Raw genomic sequence first — 19471 nt, 5'->3', positions numbered from 1 at the left:
TAAATAAATTTGTGAGGTGGCTTTATTATGAATATTTGGCACGATATATCACCAAAAAGGATTACATCAGAAAAATTTTACGCTGTTATTGAGATTTCAAAGGGCGGTAAAAATAAATATGAGCTTGATAAAGAAACAGGTATGTTAAAACTTGACCGTGTGCTTTTTACTTCAACTCATTATCCCGCAAACTACGGTTTTATTCCGAGAACTTATGCAGATGACGGAGATCCGCTTGATGTGCTTGTTCTTTGTTCCGAAACAATACAGCCAATGACCCTTGTTGAGTGCAAGCCTATCGGTGTACTCAATATGATTGATAATGACAGCTGTGACGAAAAAATCATTGCTGTGCCTGTTAATGACCCTAACTATTGCGGTTACAATGACATTGCTGACCTTCCTCGTCACTATTTTGACGAAATTCAGCACTTTTTCCAGGTTTACAAGAGCCTTGAAAGCGGTAAGGTTACATCTGTAACTGAAACCAACGGTGTTGAGATGGCTAAGGATATTATTAAAAAGTCAATCGACAGCTATATTAAAGATTTCCAGATGGCATAAACAGAGGTATTAAGTGACAGAAAAAGAAAAAATGATTGCCGGCAAGGTATATAATTCTCAAGACAGCGAGCTTGTTGCTGCTTTGAATAAATCTAAGTCGCTTTGCCGTCAATACAATAATCTTGATTTTTCAAATGTTGCCGCTCGTAAGGCTATTATTGATGAACTTTTACAAGAAGAGCATAACGATGGATATTGTGTTTTTACTCCTCCGTTTTGGTGTGACTACGGATTTAATGTAAAAGTGGGTAAGAATTTCTATTCAAACCATAACCTTGTTATACTTGATTGTGCAGAGGTTACTTTTGGCGACAATGTTTTTGTCGGCCCTAACTGCGGATTTTATACTGCAATTCATCCTATTGATGCTCATCAGAGAAATACAGGAATTGAACTTGCAAAACCGATAAAAGTCGGCAGTGATGTTTGGTTTGGCGGCGGCGTAACCGTACTTCCCGGTGTTACTATCGGAAATAATGTTGTAATCGGTGCAGGCTCGGTTGTTGTAAAAGACATTCCGTCAGGCGTTGTAGCGGTCGGCAATCCTTGCAAACCTATCAGAAAAATTACCGAGGCTGACAAGCTTGATTTAGACGATCCGAATATCTAAAAATATTAATGCATAACAAAAGGCTTTCTTGAGTTTTTAAGAAAGCCTTGATATTTTTTTATAAAAATATTAAAATAATTATAGTTTGAAGTCATCTAAGGTGTACTCGTGAAGAGTCGGCGCTGACTGCGGAACACGCATAAGCGGGTCATATTTAAAGCTTTTGCATTTGTCATCAATAATTGTTTTGTTTTTTATGCAATGACAGGTATCGTTTTCATAAACCGAATTTAAGCAGTATGTACAGCTTGGTTTTATGTTTTTGCCGAAAAGCTTTTTCTTCAACATAATATCACCTCATTCTTTAATCATTATAACATTAACAGTTGTCATTTTCAAGCGAAACTACGCATAAGGAGAAGTATAATGAAATTTAATTCAAAAACTATGACTATCCATAATGCGGACAGTGTGCCGTATTTAACATATAATTCTTTATCGGAAATTGATTTTATAAATCATGCTTTTTCCACAAAACTCGGCGGTGCGTCGACGGGTGAGTTTACATCAATGAACTTTGCGTTTAACAGGGGAGATAATCCCGACAGTGTTACTGAAAACTATAAACGCTTTTGCAAAAGTGCGGGATTTGATTATAATACGCTTACGGCTTCTGCTCAAGACCATAATACTTATGTTCGTGCGGTTACAACAGAAAATATTGGAACAGGTATTTATAAGCCGAGAGATATTGAAAGCGTTGACGCTTTGATAACAAATCAGAAAGGTGTAACTTTGGTCACTTATTATGCCGATTGTACACCGCTTTTCTTTGTTGACACAAACAAAAAAGCAATAGGACTTGCTCACGCAGGCTGGAGAGGTACTGTCGGCAGAATAGGCGAAAAGGTTGTGCAAAAAATGACCGAGCTTTACGGAACAAACCCGTCTGATTTAAAATGTGCGATTGGCCCTGCTATTTCCGTGTGCTGTTATGAGGTTGACAAACCTTGTGCCGACCATTTTCTTGCACTTAAAAATGTAAATCCGTCAGATTTTGTTCATCCTAAAGAAAACGGCAAGTATATGGTTGACTTGCTTGAAACCAACAGACAAATTCTTACGGCAGCAGGTGTAAAGTCGGAGAATATCACGGTTTCTGATGTATGTACAAACTGTAACAGCGATTTGTTGTGGAGTCACAGGGCAACCAAAGGGCATAGAGGCACAATGTGTGCGTTTATGTGTATAAAATAATTCTTAAATCGAAATATGCTTATTCTTTGCAAACCATACTTCTTTTACAGAAAATTCTTTGCCGTTAAGATAATTAAGAATACCTGCGTCGGTGTCAAATGAAAATTTAAGTTTATAGCTGTAAAGTGCCTGATACTTAATGTTATCAGGTGCTTTTCTGTTTTTTCCGTATTTAGTATCGCCTACAAGCGGATGACCGATATATGCCATATGCGCTCTTATCTGATGCGTTCTGCCTGTCAGAAGTTCAACTTCCGCAAGACTGTATTTGCCGTTGAAATCAAGAATTTCATATTTTGTTATAATTTCTTTTGAGCCGTCAACCTGTTTACTGAAAACTTTAACTTTATTTTGCGCTTCGTTTTTAATAAGATAATCGTGAAGAATATCGCAATCTTTTTTAGGTTTGCCGTGCAGCAGGCAAAGATAGTATTTTTCAAGTTCTCTTGTTTTGATTTTGGCATTGAGAACCCGCAAACTTTCGGCATTTTTTGCCGCAATTACTATACCGCCCGTGTTTCTGTCAATTCTGTTTGCAAGAGCGGGAGCGAATGCTTTTTCTTCTTTTGGGTTGTATTCGCCCTTATTGTAAAGATAGTGCTGAACTCTTGCCACAAGCGAATCAAAATGGTAACTCTTGTCCTGATGTACGATAATACCGGGCTTTTTGTCAATCAGAATTATGTTCCCGTCCTCATATACTATATCAAGTTTGTCGGGCGCTTTTAAAAATTCGTAGTTTTCCTGCTCGCTTTCCTCAAAAAATTCATCTTTTATGTACAGAGTAAGCACATCGCCCTCTTTGAGCATATCTTTTATATCGCACTTTTTGCCGTTTAGTTTAATGTACTTTGTACGGATATATTTATACATAAGCGACTTTGGCATAGTTTTGAATCTTTTTGAAAGGAACTTGTCAAGTCTTTGGTTTGCATCGTTTTTCTTTATATCAATAGTTCTCATTGCTTTCTCCTTAACCTTAATCAATTTAATTTTATATTATTATAAAATTTTTTTCAACCGATTTTTCACACTTTTTAAAAAGCTGTGTAAACTGATACAGGGTGATAAAGTGAATTGCTACTCACACAGGCTAAGGTCGGCTGTATTTTTCGGGCTTGGACTTCTGACTGCAAGTTTACTGCCTTCAGAATGTGTGCTTGTGGTTGCAGCTGCAGCACTTATCGTGGTCAGTCTGACTTGCATACGAAGATAATATGAGAGGAGATTTGCAATGAAAGTTGTACTTATTGAACGACCAAAATTCTTATCGGCAATTTTACGGAAGATTTACGGAATTAAAAAGGTAATAAATCCGCAATAAAACTTTCTTATATGTAAAATAAAATGAAATTTTATTGGTAATCATTAATAACATAATTAAACAAAAGATGTGCATATCGACAAAAAGATATGCACATCTTAATTTATTATTGAGTTCTTTTGGAAAAAATATTACAATAGGACTGAAATTTTATTATGGAGGTTTTGAATTAACACATGAAACTAATCAAGAAAAGCGTAAGCATCCTTCTTTCTTCAATGATGCAGATTGGGTAGATTATAAGACATTTAAGGGTTCACAGGGAACTCACGATACAAAATACGATTCATTCTATGAGATGAAGATTCCTTTCTCTGCTCTCGGTATTGACAAGAATTATCTTGAAACAAACGGTATCGGTGCAATGCTTGTTGCAACAAGAGGCGAGTCGGGTATTGACTGTATTCCGTATGACGATACAATGCTTGATAATACTACAGGTGAATATTCAAGTGACGCAAGTACATCGGCTGAAAAAGACGATATTGATGTAATTACTTCTGAATTTGCCCGTATCGGTAAGAGCGGAGTAAATCCTACACAGCCGACTACAGCTAAGCCAACAACTGTAAGTCCTACAACACAGCCAACTACAGCTCAGCCAACAACTGTAAGTCCTACAACACAGCCAACCGCAGCTACATATCCTGTAAGTGAGGGTAAGGTTGAAGTTACATCAAATCTCTTTACAGGTACACAGACATATAACGAAAGCAATACATTTACCGTTGATTTTGACCTTGAGTCTGCAATGAAGATTGTAAACGGTCAGTGGAAACTTACATATGATTCAAATTACTTAAGCATTAGAAATGTTGACGGTCTTATGCCGTACATTTCAAGCGGCGCTATGATTAATGCTGAAGAAGGTGCAGTTTACGGTGCTTTCTCAAATGTTAACAATTTGTATAACTTTACAAGCAAAAAGGCAATGGTATCGGTAACATTTGATGTTAAGAAGAAGTTTGACAAGACAGTTAATGTTAATCTTGAACTTCAGGAACTTTCTGTAGGTTACAGCCAAAACGGTGTTACAAAGTACGCTAATGTTGTTAAGAACGGCATTTACCGGGATGTTACTTCACAGACAGGTTTTTCAAACGCAAAGCCAAAGTTTACAACTGACCTTTATGTGAGCGATATTTTATACGGTGATGTAAACAATGACGGTAATGTTACTGTAGACGACGTAACATTACTCCAGCTTTACGTTGCCGGTGACAAGTCACTTGACGCTAACGCTCAACTCAAAGCTGATGTAAACAGAGATGGCATTATTGACATTCTCGATTGTACAGAAATTCAGCTTTATGTTGCGGGTAATATTCCAAACCTCGGTTGATACCTGATATAATTTAACAGCTTTTACAGCATCGGATTGATTAATTTCAGTCCGATGCTTTTTATTGTAATATTTTCATTACCTTTCTAATATATTTTGAGTATAAATATAAAAGGAGAGATAAAATATGGAGTTTAATCAGGATAACCGATCGTTTTGCACAACTGTTGCGGTGCTTGACACGGTTGCCGAACAGCTTGCTGATGTCGATTTAACTTTACCCGATTATTGTCCGGATATCGAAAAAATTTTGAAATGTACTCTTATCCCTAAAATTCAGACAAGAACCTTATCGGGCGGACAACTGCAAATTGACGGTAACTGTGTTGTTAATGTGCTGTATGTTGACAGTATCAAAAAAAGTATTCGTTGCTGTGAGCAGTCGGTTAATTTTTCTCAAAGCTTTTCTGTTAAAGAAGCGCCTGATAATCCTGTTATATTAACAAGAACAAAGCCCGAGTACATAAACTGTAGGGCATTAAGCCCTCGCAGACTTGTAATGCACGGTGCATTTTCGTTATATGCAAAGGTGCTTTCCTCGGCAAAAACAAGTATCTACTCACCGCCTGCCGAAAATTGTCTTGAAGCACAGCTGATGAATATAAAATGTGCAAGCCTGACTTCTCTTTGCCAAGAACAGTTCAGCGTGGTAGAAGAAGTTTCTGTGGGAGATAAGCCTGTAATTGAATCAATCTTGAGTACCGATATAAGTGTGAATATTACCGATACCAAAGCTGTTACAGGTAAACTTATGGCGAACGGCGAAATCAACTTAAAACTATTATATATAACTGATGTTGAGAGCGGCGAAACAGGAAAACTTGATTACTTATTGCCCTTTAATCAAATTATAGATTGCGAGGGTATCGACGAAAATACAATTAACTGTGTTTCCTGCGATATTATGTCTTATGACATCAGACTTAAGAATGATGTTATGTCAGATAAACCTCTTTTACTGCTTGATTTAAAACTTTGTCTTACAGAAGAAGGCTATGTAATAGCTGACGAAAATGTAGTTACAGACGCATATTCTGTTAAATGTGCAACTCAACCCGCTTTTACGCAATTGAATATAGTAAGTGATCTTGCAAAACTTAATGATTCTCATATTGAAAAATCTTCGGTTGCTGTCGATAACGGAAAAATCAGCAAAGTAATAAACATATCATCAAACCAAATTACTGCTGATTATTCTTGCGACGATAAGGGTATAACTGTTTCGGGTAAGGTAAATATTTGTATTCTTGCCGAAAACGAAGATAAAATACCTGTGTTTATTGAACGCAATATAGACTATTCTCATCTTATGACATCAAGCAGTGAGTATAACTGTGCATTGTATGTTGAACCTCGTGTAGCAAGTATAAGCTATCGACTTGCCGATGACAGCACAGTTGAAATCAGGTGTGAAATTAAATTTGCCGTTTCGGCTGCCGCAAAAGAAAATATAAGGGCGGTTTCCGATGTAGAGATATTTGAAGATAAACCCGTAAAGCCCGAAGAGTGTGCTCTGACTTTGTACTTTGCGCAAGCGGGGGAGAGTCTGTGGAGTATTGCCAAATCGCATAATACGGCACTTGATAAACTGATTGAAGAAAATTCGGCAGCGGCACAAAATGAGGATATTCCTCGAATGCTGCTTATTCCGAGAGTTTAGGAGGTACAAAAATGGAAGAAAGAAATGTGTATCGTGACATTTCACGCCGAACAGACGGAGATGTGTATATCGGTGTTGTAGGTCCTGTGCGAACAGGTAAGTCAACTTTTATAAAAAAATTTATGGACTCTCTGGTATTGCCGAATATAACGGATGAGGCGGTATATCGCAGAACTCTCGATGAACTTCCGCAGTCGGCATCGGGAAGAACCATAATGACAACCGAACCTAAATTCATACCGGAAGAATCAGTTGAAGTTGATCTGGGAAACAACACTTCTTTCAGGGTAAGAATGATTGATTGCGTAGGTTATATAGTTGACAGTGCAATCGGCTACAGTGAAGACGAACAGCCGAGAATGGTTAAAACGCCTTGGTTCGATAAGGAAATTCCTTTTGATGACGCTGCCGAAATCGGCACCAAAAAGGTTATTACAGATCATTCGACAATCGGCTTGGTAATAACAACTGACGGTACAATCAGTGATATTGACAGGGAAGACTACATTGAGAGCGAACAGCGGGTTATTAACGAACTGAAAGAGATTAACAAACCTTTTATTGTTTTGCTCAACTCAACCGAACCCGAAAGCGAAAGAGCAAAAAATCTCGCTGCTCAAATGGCGTCAATTTACAATGTGCCTGTAATTCCCGTAAGCTGTATGGAACTTGACGAATTTGAAATTAAGCGTATTCTTGCCCAGCTTTTGTTTGAGTTTCACATAAAAGAAATCAAAGTAGATATTCCTAAATGGCTCGTAATGCTTGATAAAGATCACTGGCTCAAAACCAATATCTTTGACGCAATCAAAAAGAGTGCGGGAAAAATCGAAAAAATCCGTCAGGTTCAGGATATAATGCAGGAACTTGACAACTGCGAATATATTAATTCTACCGAAATAAAAAGTCTTGATCTGGGCAGAGGCTTTGCGACTATCGGAATTAATATTGACAGTAAATTGTTTTATAAGGTACTTTCCGAAGAATCTGGTATTGACATTACCGACGAATGTGCGCTGTTCAGTTGTGTAAAAGAACTTTCCAAAAAGCAGAAAGACTTTGATAAACTTGCGCAGGCTTATGAACAGGTGCAGGAAAACGGTTACGGAATTGTTATGCCGACTATTGAAGAGTTATCGCTTGAAGAACCTGAAATTATTAAACAGAGCGGAAAGTACGGCATAAGGCTCAAAGCAAGCGCACCGAGTATTCATATGATGAAGATTTATACAAAGACAGAGGTAACTCCGATTGTAGGCTCGGAACAGCAGTCCGAGGAGCTTGTATCTTATCTTTTGAAAGAATTTGAGGAAAATCCGGAAAAAATTTGGGAAAGCAATATCTTCGGCAAATCCGTGCATGAACTTGTCAACGAGGGACTGCACAATAAATTGTACAGAATGCCGTCCGACGCAAGAGCAAAAATAGGTGAAACCATTGAAAAAATTATAAATGACGGCTGCAACGGTCTTATATGTATAATTCTGTAATTGAAATATAATGCTTTAAAATTAAACAAATTATATTTTAAAATATTTAATATGATTAGGTAAACCGCCAAAAATTATTCCCCCCCATATTTATTATTGAAAATTTTACAGGAATAAAGTATAATAATCCTGTATGAAAATAATAAATATGGGGGTTATTTTATGAATCTTTCCGATGTAGCTTTAGCAGCTCAGACAGCCCAGAAAGAAAGTCTTACGCTTGCTGAAAAAGGCATAACATCCGCAAAGGTTGTTCTCACAGGCTTTGTTGTTGTATTTGTCATGCTTATTCTGTTGATTTTTATTATTAAAATCTTCAGCGCTATTGTTCAGAAGGCTCAAAGTGCCGGCAGCAACAGCAAAAAAGGCAAGAAAAATAAAGATGAAAAACCTGCTGAAAAGCCGGCTGCGGCACCTGCTTCTGTTGTTACCGCAAGCGCAGCAACAGACGGAATTTCAGACGAAGTTGTAGCTGTTATTTCAGCTGCCGTGGCAACAATGTACGGTTCATCTGAAAAAGCACGAATCAAAAGTATTAAAAAGTCATCTGACGGTGGTCGTTCAGCTTGGGCAAAAGCCGGTGTACTTGATAATACCCGCCCATTTTAAGGCATATTTTAAGGGAAAGGATGTTATCTAATGGAAATTTTACAAGGCTTTGTAGATGCCGTTGTAGGTATCTTTAACAGTTCAGGCCTTACAACTCTTAACTGGCAGAACTATGTTATGATTGGTGTTTCAATCGTTTTGCTTTATCTTGCTATCAAAAAGCAATATGAGCCGCTCTTGCTTCTTCCTATCGCTTTTGGTATGCTTCTTGTAAACCTTTATCCGAGCATTATGGCTCCTCAGTCAACTGAACTTCTTACCGAGGCACAGTGTGCGGCACGAGATATTGCAACATCGGGTCACGCCACACAGGTTATTGACGGCGTAACTTATTATGAAAACCCAACATACGGCGGATTGCTTTATTATTTATATCAGGGCGTTAAGCTTGGTATTTACCCACCGCTTATCTTCCTTGGTATTGGTTGTATGACAGACTTTGGTCCGCTTATTTCAAACCCAAAGAGCCTTATCCTCGGTGCTGCCGCTCAGATTGGTATTTTCGTAACATTTACAGGTGCTATCTTCCTCGGCTTTACAGCTAAAGAGGCTGGCGCTATCGGTATTATCGGTGGTGCAGACGGTCCTACCGCTATTTTCGTTACAACAAAGCTCGCACCTCACCTTTTAGGTTCAATTGCGATTGCCGCATATTCATATATGGCGCTCGTTCCTATTATTCAGCCGCCTATTATGAAAGCTCTTACAACAAAGAAAGAGCGTTCTGTAGTTATGGAACAGCTTCGTCCTGTATCTAAACTTGAGAAGATTATGTTCCCTGTAATTGTTGTAATTATCATTGCAATCTTCCTTCCTGACGCTGCTCCGCTTGTTGGTATGCTTATGCTTGGTAACCTCTTTAAGGAATCAGGCGTTGTTGAAAGAATTAACAAGACAGCTCAGAATGAACTTATGAACATTATTACAATCTTCCTTGGTACTACTGTCGGTGCAACTGCATCGGGACAAACATTCCTTACATTTGATACAATCAAGATTATTGTTCTTGGTCTTATCGCATTCTGTATGGGTACTGCATTCGGTGTACTCTTTGGTAAGATTATGTATGTTGCAACAGGCGGCAAGGTAAACCCACTTATCGGTTCAGCAGGTGTATCTGCCGTTCCAATGGCTGCTCGTGTATCACAGAAGGTTGGTCAGCAGGAGAATCCAGGTAACTTCCTCCTTATGCACGCTATGGGTCCTAATGTTGCCGGTGTTATCGGTTCAGCAGTTGCAGCAGGTGTATTGCTCAATGTTGTTGGCTAAAAACAAATATATATAATTTCAATAAAGGAAGTCGTTATGACTTCCTTTAATTTTATTGTTAATAATTCATTATTAGAATTAATTAGTGCATTTAATGAATTATAATATATATTATTGTATTTTTTATTGTATTTTTATGCTGATTTTGGGAGGTCGAGTAATGCCAACTAATATAACAATTCAGAGAATTTTAGTCATTGTCTTACAGAGAATAAAATTTATTATTCTTTTGACACTTGTATGTATGCTTTCGTTTTTTCTTTATTCTAAGTTTTTTATAACTCCTATGTACAGTACATCTGCTATGCTTTATGTGCAGAACTATAATGCTAAAAGCCAGAGCAATCAGGAAAACGGAAAAATCTTTAGCTCCGATATTTCAGGTTCTGCTTCTCTTGCCGAGGCATACATAGTTTTTCTTAATAATTCGGACAGCATTACTTCGCTTTTTAACGACTGCGATGTTTCAATAACAAACGATTCTTTCTTTATTACGGTTACGGTTTCGGGTTCAGACCCGCAAACATGTGCGAATGTAGCAAATCAGATTTGCGAGACTGCAGGCGATGTTTTTGCCGATCGCTTTGCATACGGACAGATTGGTATTGTAAGATCTGCGAAACTTCCCAGTGCACCGTATGAACCAAACAATCTTAAAAACGCATTGATTGGTTTGGTAATCGGTCTTGTTGCATCTGTGCTTATTTCAATTTTACTTGAACTTATTGACCTTACTGTTAAGCCTGATGACGATTTACAGGAAATGTACGATATTCCTATATTTGCGGAAATACCTGATTTTGGTAATTAAGGAGGGATAGCGTATGAAGTTAAGATTACCTTTTAAAAAGGATTTAAGTAAAAAAAGCAAGTCACAAGTAACTGTCAACAATAAAAATAAATTTGCAATTGTTGAGTCTTACAAAATTGCAAGAACCAATATTATGTTTTCTCTTTCTGCGTCTGAAAAGAAAGCCTTTGCGGTAACAAGTTATTCAAAGGGTGAGGGTAAAAGTACAGTTGCGTCTAACCTTGCAATTTCTTTTTCAAAAATGGAAAGTAAAGTATTGCTTGTTGACTGTGACCTTCGCCGACCTAATGTTCATAATATTTTTAAAATTGATAATACCAAAGGTCTTGCGGATGTAATCGGTAAGATGATTAATTTTGATCAGGCGGTTCAGAAAAATGTTCTTCCCGGACTTGATATTCTCGTTTCGGGTACTATTCCGCCAAACCCGTCGGAACTTATGTGTTCCTCAACATTTATTTCTTTGGTTGAGCAGTTAAAGGAAGAGTATGATTATATCATATTCGATACTCCGCCTATCGGAGTGGTTGCCGATGCACTTCTTCTAAAAGAATTAATTGCAGGCTTTATTGTTGTAGTAAGAGAAAGAGCCACAACTCATGGCGATTTACGAAATCTTACGGAAAGCATTAAGCTTGCCGATTCAAGAGTCCTTGGTATAGTCAAGGTAGGCTGTTCGCAGAACGAGAGAAGAAAAGGCAAGTATTACTACAAATACTATTACAATTATTATTAATTATTTTACAGCTTACGAAAACATATCAATTGTTTTTCGTAAGCTGCTGTTTTATGGTATAAAATTTAGATTTTTAAAATAAAATGCAAGATTTTTAAAAAACACTTGCATTTTTCTTCCTTTTGGATTACAATATAACAGTAATATTTTGTATTTTTTGCAATTTGAATTTAAGGAGAAAGCAAAATGAATTATGTGAATTGTAACAAAAAAGACCTCGAAAAAGAATATGCGGCACTTGTTGCTGAATATGAAGAGGTAAAAGGTAAGGGTTTAAAACTTAATATGGCAAGAGGTAAGCCGGGTGAAGATCAGCTTAACCTTTCAAGACCGTTGCTTGATGTAATCAACAGCAGTACTGACTGTATTACAGCACACGGTGCAGATTGTCGTAACTACGGTGAGCTTGCAGGCATTGACGAGTGCAAAAACTTTTTTGCGGAGATTTTTGATGTAGATCCGTCAGATGTAATGGTTGGCGGTAACTCAAGCCTTAATATGATGTTTGATACAATTGCAGGCTTTATGACAAAGCCTGTTGTTGAGGGCTGCAAGCCTTGGTATGAGGTAAAGAACAGAAAATTCCTTTGCCCGTCACCGGGTTATGACCGTCACTTTGCTATTACCGAATATTTTGATTTTGATCTGATTCCTGTTCCGATGACAGAGAATGGCCCTGATATGGATGTTGTTGAAAAACTTGTTGAGAATGACGATTCAATCAAGGGTATTTGGTGTGTTCCTAAGTATTCAAATCCGCTCGGCATTACTTTCAGCGATGAAACAGTTAAGCGTTTTGCCGCTTTAAAGCCTGCCGCAAAGGATTTCAGAATTATGTGGGATAACGCTTACTGTGTTCACGATGTAACAGATACTCCCGATGAACTTTTGAGTCTTATGGCTGAATGCAGAAAAACAGGTAATGTTGATCTTCCTATCATGTTTACATCAACATCAAAGATTACTTTCCCGGGTTCAGGTGTAGCTGCAATGGCTGCTTCCGATAACAATATGAAAGTAATTAAGAACAGATACCAGTATCAGGTTATCAGTTATGATAAGATGAATATGCTCCGTCACGCTCGTTTCTTTGGTGACCTTAACGGTGTTAAAGAGCATATGAAACTGCATAAAGCTGTTCTTAAGCCAAAATTTGAAATTGTTTTAAATGCTCTTGAGTCACAGCTTAAGGAAACAGGTACAGCTGATTGGACAAATCCAAACGGCGGTTATTTTGTAAGTGTAGATGTACTTGAGGGTACAGCAAAAGAGGTTGTTCGTCTTTGTAAAGAAGCAGGCGTTGTACTTACAGGTGCAGGTGCTACTTATCCTTACGGCAACGACCCTAAGGACAGCAACATCAGAATTGCCCCTTCGTTCCCGCCAAACGATGAACTTAAGGAAGCAATGGATGTATTCTGCATTTGCGCTAAACTTGCAGCTTGTGCAAAAATTCTTAACAAATAAGCAATATATTAAACATTAATTTGCTTATTTATCTAAATGCAATGTAAAATTTCCAACTAAAAAGAATTTTTTTATCAAAAATTCCCTTATCCGTTGACTTTTTATCAAAAAAATTATATAATAACTCTGTTATGTCTGTATGTGTGTCTTTCGTAACAGAGTTATTTTTATGAAAGCAACTACAGTCAATTAAAAAATGGAGGTTCCTAAGGCATGAAAAGAATACCAAAGCCTGTATTCTTCATTGTAGCCTTGCTGGTGCTTGCTTTTACATTTACAGCAGTTTTCGGAGTATCCTACTATACAGGTGACAACAAAAACACTGTCGTTAAAGGCATTAGCGATATACGATGGGGAATAGACATCAGGGGCGGTGTTGAAGCAACATTTAAGCCTGCCGGCGATGTTGACGCTACTGATGAGCAGTTAGAATCTGCTAAAGCAATCATTGAGCTTCGTATGGTATCTGACGGTATTACCGACTATGAACTTTACGCTGACTCTTCAAACGACAGAATTATTGTTCGTTTCCCGTGGAAATCTGACGAAAAAGATTTCGACCCTGCAACTGCTATTGAAGAAATATCATCAACAGCAGAGCTTACTTTCAGACCGGGTAAAAGCTATGAAACTACCGAAGTAGGTTCGGACGGCAACCCTGTTTACAAAACTCCTAAAGACGATACAACTGAAATTCTTATGAACGGCTCTTACATAAAGTCGGCGCAGGCAGTTGTAAATCAGGAAGATAACTCATACGCTGTAAGCATTGAGTTTAACGATGAAGGTAAACAGCTTTTTGGCGATATTACAACTAAGTATCTTAATAAGACAATCTCAATTTGGATGGATGATGTTATGATTTCCGCACCTACTGTAAATGCGGCAATCACAGACGGCAAAGCGCAGATTACAGGTGACTTTGACGCTGAATCTGCAACTGCTCTTGCAAACAAGATTAACGCAGGTGCTCTTCCGTTTAAACTTGAAACTGTAAGTTCAAGCAACATCAGCCCGACACTCGGTGAGAATTCACTTACAGCTATGGCTTATGCAGGTGTTATTGCATTTGTGGTTATTGCTGTTATTATGATTGCAATGTACAGACTTACAGGTGTTATCGCAGTTATTTCTCTTGCAGGTCAGATGGGTCTTGCAATTGCGGCTGTATCAGGTTACTTTACAACTATTTCGTCATTCACAATGACACTTCCTGGTATTGCAGGTCTTATTCTTTCAATCGGTATGGGCGTTGACTGTAACGTAATTACAGCAGAGCGTATTAAGGAAGAATTAAAGCAGGGCAGAACTCTTGACGGTGCTCTCGAGCGTGGTACAAAGAATTCACTTTCTGCTATTATCGACGGTAATATGACAGTTATTATTGTATCTGTTATTCTTATGCTTGTATTCGGTCCTTCAAATATTCTCTCAATCATCTTTGGTGAATCAACAACCGGTACAATCTACTCATTCGGTTACACACTCCTTGTTGGTGTAATTGCTAACTTTATTATGGGCGTATTCCTTACCCGTGTAATGCTCAGAAGTATTTCAGGCTTTAAGGTATTCCGCAAAAAAGGCTTGTACGGAGGTGTTAAGAATGGCTAATGAAAGCACAAAATCCGCTAAGGTTAATGGTCAGCTTTCTGTTGAAGAAGTAAGTGAAAAATTCAACGGCGGCAGAAAGATTATTGACTTTACAGGTCACAGCAAAATTTTCTTTGGCATTTCCATCGCAATTATTGTAATCGGTATCATTTGTAACTTCATTTTCGGTACTACACTTGACATACAGTTTTCGGGCGGTGCGTCAGTAAAATACAGTTATTCCACAGATATTTCCGAATCCGAACTTACTGATTTTATTCAGTCACATACAGAGGCAAGAATTACTACTTCTTATTCAACAGATATGGTTGGTAATTCCGGTCATAATGTTGCTGTTCAGTTCTCCGGAAACAAGGCTATTGATACTAACATTCAGTCGACACTTCTTGAAGATCTCAATAAACAGTATCCTGATGCAGGCTTTAAAATTCTTGAGTCGGGTTCTATTGACGCTTCAATGGGCTTTAACTTCCTCTTAAAGTGTCTTACAGCTGTTGCAATCGCAAGTATACTTATGGTTATTTATGTAACACTCAGATTTAAGAAAATCGGCGGTCTTTCAGCCGGTGTTACAGCTCTTATAGCACTTTTCCACGATGTTATTATGATTTACTTTATGTATGTAATCTTCCGTATGCCGATTGATTCCAACTTCATTGCCGTAGTTCTTATGATTCTCGGTTACTCACTTAACGATACAATCGTTATTTACGACCGTGTTCGTGAAGAACGAAAAGCACTTGGCAGAAAAACAGATGCAGGTATGGTATTTAATCTCAGTGCTACAAAGTCGCTTAAGAGAACAATTATTACTTCTGTAACAACTCTTTCAGCAATCTTGATTGTATATATTGTTGCCTTAGTATATAATATCTCTTCGGTACAGGCTTTCGCACTTCCGATGATTATCGGTATCATTTCAGGTTGTTATTCTTCTATCTGTATTGCAGGTCCTCTTTGGGTACTTTGGCAGAGAAAGAAAAAGAACAGCAAAAAGAAATAATGCGTTTGCTTTAAATTTTATTTAATAATTATGGGCTGCGATATTAATAAATTTCGCAGCCCTGAATTTATATGTGAAAGCATATTATTGTATATTTTATGGTAAAACTATTATGGGGTAATCTTTACTGTAATCAGGGGTGTTATATGAAAAAAATCTTTTCGTTTTTATTGGTAATCATATCAATATGTTCTTTATTACTTTACGGTTGTTCAAGCAATGAGCAAAACAGCAGACAATCCGAAAAATTAAGTATAGTAACTTCTATTTTTCCGTATTACGATTTTGCAAGAAATATTGTCGGCGATAAAGCAGATGTAAAGTTATTGCTTTCACCCGGTAACGAACCGCATCATTACGAACCGTCACCGTCCGACATTGTTGCCATAGAAGAATGTGATATATTTATCTATAACGGCGGTGAAAGTGACGAGTGGGTTGAAAATGTGCTTGACTCGCTTGAAAATAAAAATATTACTGTTCTGAAGATGACCGATTATGTGTCACTTCTTAATGAAAAAAATCCTGACCATACTGACGGTGATGAGGCAGATGAACATATATGGACTTCTGTCAGAAATGCCGAGCAGCTTGCAAAGAAAATATCGGATGTTGTTACGGAAAAGGATAATAAAAATAAATCTGAATATGAAAACAATACAAATCAGTATCTTTTAAGTCTTGATGAACTTGACAAAGAATTTACCGATGTTGTTAATAATAAAAAGCGTGACACTGTTGTATTCGGCGACAGATTTCCGTTTTTGTATTTTATGACCGATTACGGACTTAACTACGAATGTGCGTTTCCGGGCTGCAGTAGTGAAACCGAACCGAGTCTTGAAGTAGTGACAAGACTTATTGATTATGTAAGAGATAATAATATACCTGTTGTGTTTCACCTTGAAATGTCAAATGGAAAAATTGCACAGCTGATCGGTGATGATACCGGAGCTGAAATTTTGCAGTTTTCGTCGTGCCATAATATTACAAAAGATGAATTTAATAACGGAGAAGATTATATTTCTGTTATGAAACAAAATTGCAGTGCATTAAAGGAGGCTTTATCTTAATGTCATTAATTGATTTTAATAAGGTAACTATTGGTTATGACGGCAAAAGTGTAATTTCGGATCTTACTTTTCAGATAAAGCCGAATGAATATGTTTGCATAGTTGGCGAAAACGGTTCAGGTAAGACAACACTTATGAAATGCTTACTTGGACTTATTCCGCCTTTATCGGGTAAGATTACATTCGGTGACGGATTAACTCAAAATGAAATCGGTTATCTTCCGCAAAAGACTGTTTTGCAAAAGGATTTTCCTGCTTCGGTTGAAGAAGTTGTGTTATCCGGCTGTCTGAATAAAAAACATACCTTGTTTTATTCAAAAGAACAGAAAAAAACCGCTGAAAAAAATATGGAACTTACAGGAATTACCGATATTCGTAAAAACTGTTTTCGTGAACTTTCGGGTGGTCAGCAACAAAGGGCATTGCTTGCAAGAGCATTGTGTGCAACAACAAAACTTTTGATTCTTGATGAACCTGTTACGGGACTTGACCCTGTTGCAAGTGCGGATATGTATAACCTTGTAAAGAATCTGTATAAAGAGGGAATAACGGTAATTATGGTATCACACGATATTACCGCCGCAGTAAACAACGCAACAAAAATTCTTCATCTTTCTAAAGATAATTACTTTTTCGGCAGTACGCATCAGTATCTTCATTCCGATGTAGGCAAGAAGTTTTTGATTACCGATTGCCCTTGCGATGATTGCAGGCATCACCATATTCATAATTTAGCGTAAAGGAGGCGGTAAGATGTTTGAAACTATTGCTGAAATGTTTTCGTACGGTTTTATTGTAAGAGCTTTTATTGTCGGTACTCTTGTTTCTCTTTGCGCCGCTTTGCTTGGAGTAACTCTTGTGCTGAAACGATATTCTATGATCGGTGACGGCCTTTCCCATGTAGGCTTTGGTGCGCTCGCAATTGCCGCATCGTTAAATCTTGCACCGTTACAGGTTGCGGTTCCGGTTATAATCATTGCCGCATTTTTACTTTTAAGACTTTCGGAAAAAAGTAAAATCCGTGGAGATGCGGCTATCGCCATTATTTCAAGTACAGCGCTTGCAATCGGTGTTGTCTGTGTAAGTATTTCGGGAGTAAATACCGACCTTAATTCTTATTTGTTCGGCAGTATTCTTGCCACAACCAACGCTGATGCTGTAATGTGTGCCGTTCTTGCTTTGATAGTAATTGTGATTTTTGTTTTGTTTTACAATAAGATTTTTGCGGTTACATTCGATGAAACATTTTCAAAGGCTACAGGACTTAAAACAGGTGTTTATAATACTGTAATTGCCTTGCTCACAGCACTTACAATCGTAATCGGTATGAGAATTATGGGTACACTTTTAATTTCGGCTCTTATCATTTTCCCTGCACTTTCTTCAATGAGAGTGTGCAAAAAATTTAAAGCGGTAATTATTTGTTCGGGTGTACTTTCGCTTATTTGTTTCTTCGTTGGAATGTATGCATCTTACACAATGGATACTCCGACGGGAGCAAGTGTAGTAATTGTAAATGCCTTTGTATTTGTAATTTTCTGGCTTATTGAAGTTATTAATACAAGAGTAAGAAAACACAATTAATTATAAAATATTTTCAATTTTAACAAGCTCACTGTCCTTTACGGAGGTGAGCTGTTTTTTTATGCCCGCACTTTCGGCAAGGTAATTGTCGTTGCTCTGTGTAGCGACATATGACCGCATTGCAGATAGGTTTACACTGATTTCATCAACATAATCGTGAATAAGAAGAATATCAAAAATGCTTAGATTCTTTTGCCATTTTGATTCTGCAGCTGCAAGCACATCTTTTGCACCGTCATAATTCTCACTTTTAACAAGGTTGTCGGCAGATACAATTTCTTCGTTAAGTTCGTCAATTCTATTTGTTACATAGAACATTTCAAAAATGCCTGTTGCTATTGATAAAATAAAAAAAGCCAATGATATATATATTCTTTTCATATTAAATTTCCTTTGTAATTATTTTATAATTTCCTGCTCCGTCAAGCGTCATAATAAATATATCGTCTATGGCGACATTTTCTTTGTAAAGAATTTTATCTACGGTTTCTTTGCTGTTTTTGCAAAGTCTGAGTGAATTTTGTAAAAGCTGTCCGTCGCTGATTACCACGGTTTCAAGTTTTGTGTCGGGAATTTTAATATCGAGGTTTTCAAGTGTTACCGTGCGCTTTTCGGGCTTTTGCAAAACGCTTATTTTTCCGTTGGTTTCTACGATACAATATTGTACCTCGTCGAGTGAAAAAATATCCTGTTGCCTTAGCTGAATACATAAATCTTCGGTTGACATTCTAAGCCGTTTCATTTCGTTTTGCATCAGTTTTCCGTCCTCTATTACGGTTATGGGCGAACCGCAGATAAGACCTCGGAATTTTCTGTTTTTCAGCATTATTATACTTGCTATTATTTCACAGGCAATAAGAACGAGTACGGGAATTATGCCCGAAAGCAACGGTTGTGAAGTATTTGACATAGGAATTGCCGCAATATCGGATACAATCAGAGTTACTACAAGTTCGCTCGGCTGCATATCGCTTATTTGCCTTTTGCCCATAAGCCTAATTGCAAGAATAACAAATGCATACAAAAGCAGAGTTCTTATAATTGAAATAATCATTTTATCACCATTACTAATGTTTGCAATAAATGTAATTATATACAAATTTCGGAATAATTGAGATAAC

The 19471-nt window shown here is 37.4% G+C and carries 21 protein-coding genes; 17 read left to right on the top strand and 4 right to left on the bottom strand.

What is annotated here, in order from left to right; translation table 11 throughout:
* Positions 1-27: 27 nt before the first annotated feature.
* The gene (locus KGF34_RS04375; protein WP_022235406.1) at positions 28-564 is read left to right on the top strand and encodes an inorganic diphosphatase; all 537 of its coding nucleotides are present in this window, start codon (positions 28-30) and stop codon (positions 562-564) included.
* Positions 565-577: 13 nt separating this feature from the next.
* Entirely contained in the window at positions 578-1174 is a 597-nt protein-coding gene (locus tag KGF34_RS04370) for a sugar O-acetyltransferase (protein WP_252559943.1), read from the top strand.
* 78 nt (positions 1175-1252) lie between these two features.
* Here KGF34_RS04370 and KGF34_RS04365 read toward each other — a convergent pair whose 3' ends face one another.
* Positions 1253-1462: a hypothetical protein gene (locus KGF34_RS04365; RefSeq protein ID WP_243237668.1), complete on the bottom strand. Its 210-nt coding sequence runs from the start codon at positions 1460-1462 to the stop codon at positions 1253-1255.
* Positions 1463-1540: 78 nt separating this feature from the next.
* Here KGF34_RS04365 and pgeF point away from each other — a divergent pair, with 78 nt between their 5' ends.
* A complete protein-coding gene (pgeF, locus tag KGF34_RS04360) occupies positions 1541-2371 on the top strand; it encodes a peptidoglycan editing factor PgeF (RefSeq protein WP_252559940.1) in 831 nt (276 codons plus the stop codon).
* Between the two features lie 3 nt (positions 2372-2374).
* On the opposite strand, the gene KGF34_RS04355 is transcribed toward pgeF, so the two are convergent.
* Complete coding sequence (locus KGF34_RS04355) at positions 2375-3334, bottom strand: RluA family pseudouridine synthase (protein WP_252559939.1); 960 nt, start codon at positions 3332-3334, stop codon at positions 2375-2377.
* Positions 3335-3605: 271 nt separating this feature from the next.
* Here KGF34_RS04355 and spoVM point away from each other — a divergent pair, with 271 nt between their 5' ends.
* The 14 genes from spoVM to KGF34_RS04285 all read left to right on the top strand — a co-directional run bounded on the left by spoVM (position 3606) and on the right by KGF34_RS04285 (position 18350).
* Positions 3606-3695: a stage V sporulation protein SpoVM gene (spoVM, locus tag KGF34_RS04350; RefSeq protein ID WP_186934596.1), complete on the top strand. Its 90-nt coding sequence runs from the start codon at positions 3606-3608 to the stop codon at positions 3693-3695.
* A 109-nt stretch (positions 3696-3804) separates the two neighbouring features.
* Positions 3805-5037: a dockerin type I repeat-containing protein gene (locus tag KGF34_RS04345; RefSeq protein WP_252559937.1), complete on the top strand. Its 1233-nt coding sequence runs from the start codon at positions 3805-3807 to the stop codon at positions 5035-5037.
* 127 nt (positions 5038-5164) lie between these two features.
* A complete protein-coding gene (locus tag KGF34_RS04340) occupies positions 5165-6697 on the top strand; it encodes an SPOCS domain-containing protein (RefSeq protein WP_252559936.1) in 1533 nt (510 codons plus the stop codon).
* An 11-nt stretch (positions 6698-6708) separates the two neighbouring features.
* Positions 6709-8187 (top strand): stage IV sporulation protein A, encoded by a 1479-nt coding sequence (gene spoIVA, locus KGF34_RS04335; protein ID WP_186934598.1) that lies wholly within the window; start codon positions 6709-6711, stop codon positions 8185-8187.
* Positions 8188-8349: 162 nt separating this feature from the next.
* A complete protein-coding gene (locus KGF34_RS04330) occupies positions 8350-8796 on the top strand; it encodes an OadG family transporter subunit (RefSeq protein ID WP_195410084.1) in 447 nt (148 codons plus the stop codon).
* A gap of 30 nt (positions 8797-8826) precedes the next feature.
* A complete protein-coding gene (locus KGF34_RS04325; RefSeq protein WP_252559935.1) occupies positions 8827-10065 on the top strand; it encodes a sodium ion-translocating decarboxylase subunit beta in 1239 nt (412 codons plus the stop codon).
* Positions 10066-10225: 160 nt separating this feature from the next.
* Positions 10226-10876, top strand: coding sequence for a Wzz/FepE/Etk N-terminal domain-containing protein (locus KGF34_RS04320; protein ID WP_022235416.1), 651 nt, complete (start codon positions 10226-10228; stop codon positions 10874-10876).
* Between the two features lie 13 nt (positions 10877-10889).
* Positions 10890-11612, top strand: a complete 723-nt coding sequence (locus tag KGF34_RS04315; RefSeq protein ID WP_022235417.1) for a CpsD/CapB family tyrosine-protein kinase — start codon at positions 10890-10892, stop codon at positions 11610-11612.
* Positions 11613-11798: 186 nt separating this feature from the next.
* Positions 11799-13079, top strand: a complete 1281-nt coding sequence (locus KGF34_RS04310; RefSeq protein WP_252559934.1) for an aminotransferase class I/II-fold pyridoxal phosphate-dependent enzyme — start codon at positions 11799-11801, stop codon at positions 13077-13079.
* Between the two features lie 213 nt (positions 13080-13292).
* A complete protein-coding gene (secD, locus tag KGF34_RS04305) occupies positions 13293-14690 on the top strand; it encodes a protein translocase subunit SecD (protein ID WP_252559933.1) in 1398 nt (465 codons plus the stop codon).
* Positions 14683-15693: a protein translocase subunit SecF gene (gene secF / locus KGF34_RS04300; RefSeq protein ID WP_022235420.1), complete on the top strand. Its 1011-nt coding sequence runs from the start codon at positions 14683-14685 to the stop codon at positions 15691-15693. The genes secD and secF overlap by 8 nt, the downstream gene beginning before the upstream one ends.
* 146 nt (positions 15694-15839) lie before the next feature.
* Positions 15840-16766 carry a metal ABC transporter substrate-binding protein gene (locus tag KGF34_RS04295; RefSeq protein WP_022235421.1) on the top strand — a complete coding sequence of 309 codons (927 nt, stop codon included), beginning with the start codon at positions 15840-15842 and terminating at the stop codon, positions 16764-16766.
* Positions 16766-17506: an ABC transporter ATP-binding protein gene (locus KGF34_RS04290; protein WP_178586994.1), complete on the top strand. Its 741-nt coding sequence runs from the start codon at positions 16766-16768 to the stop codon at positions 17504-17506. Before KGF34_RS04295 ends, KGF34_RS04290 begins: the two co-directional genes overlap by 1 nt.
* Positions 17507-17519: 13 nt before the next feature.
* Positions 17520-18350: a metal ABC transporter permease gene (locus tag KGF34_RS04285; RefSeq protein ID WP_022235423.1), complete on the top strand. Its 831-nt coding sequence runs from the start codon at positions 17520-17522 to the stop codon at positions 18348-18350.
* Here the strand turns inward: KGF34_RS04285 and KGF34_RS04280 are convergent, their stop codons facing one another.
* Together KGF34_RS04280 and KGF34_RS04275 are read right to left on the bottom strand one after the other, a co-directional pair.
* Positions 18351-18731 carry a DUF4363 family protein gene (locus KGF34_RS04280; protein ID WP_022235424.1) on the bottom strand — a complete coding sequence of 127 codons (381 nt, stop codon included), beginning with the start codon at positions 18729-18731 and terminating at the stop codon, positions 18351-18353.
* A 1-nt stretch (position 18732) separates the two neighbouring features.
* Entirely contained in the window at positions 18733-19404 is a 672-nt protein-coding gene (locus tag KGF34_RS04275; RefSeq protein ID WP_252559932.1) for a DUF421 domain-containing protein, read from the bottom strand.
* Positions 19405-19471 lie beyond the last annotated feature (67 nt).

This window comes from Ruminococcus sp. FMBCY1 (genome assembly GCF_023921805.1).
Taxonomy (GTDB): Bacteria; Bacillota; Clostridia; order Oscillospirales; family Acutalibacteraceae; genus Ruminococcoides; species Ruminococcoides intestinale_A.
Note: the sequence above shows the minus strand (reverse complement) of the source record. Positions and strands in the feature narration are given on the sequence as shown.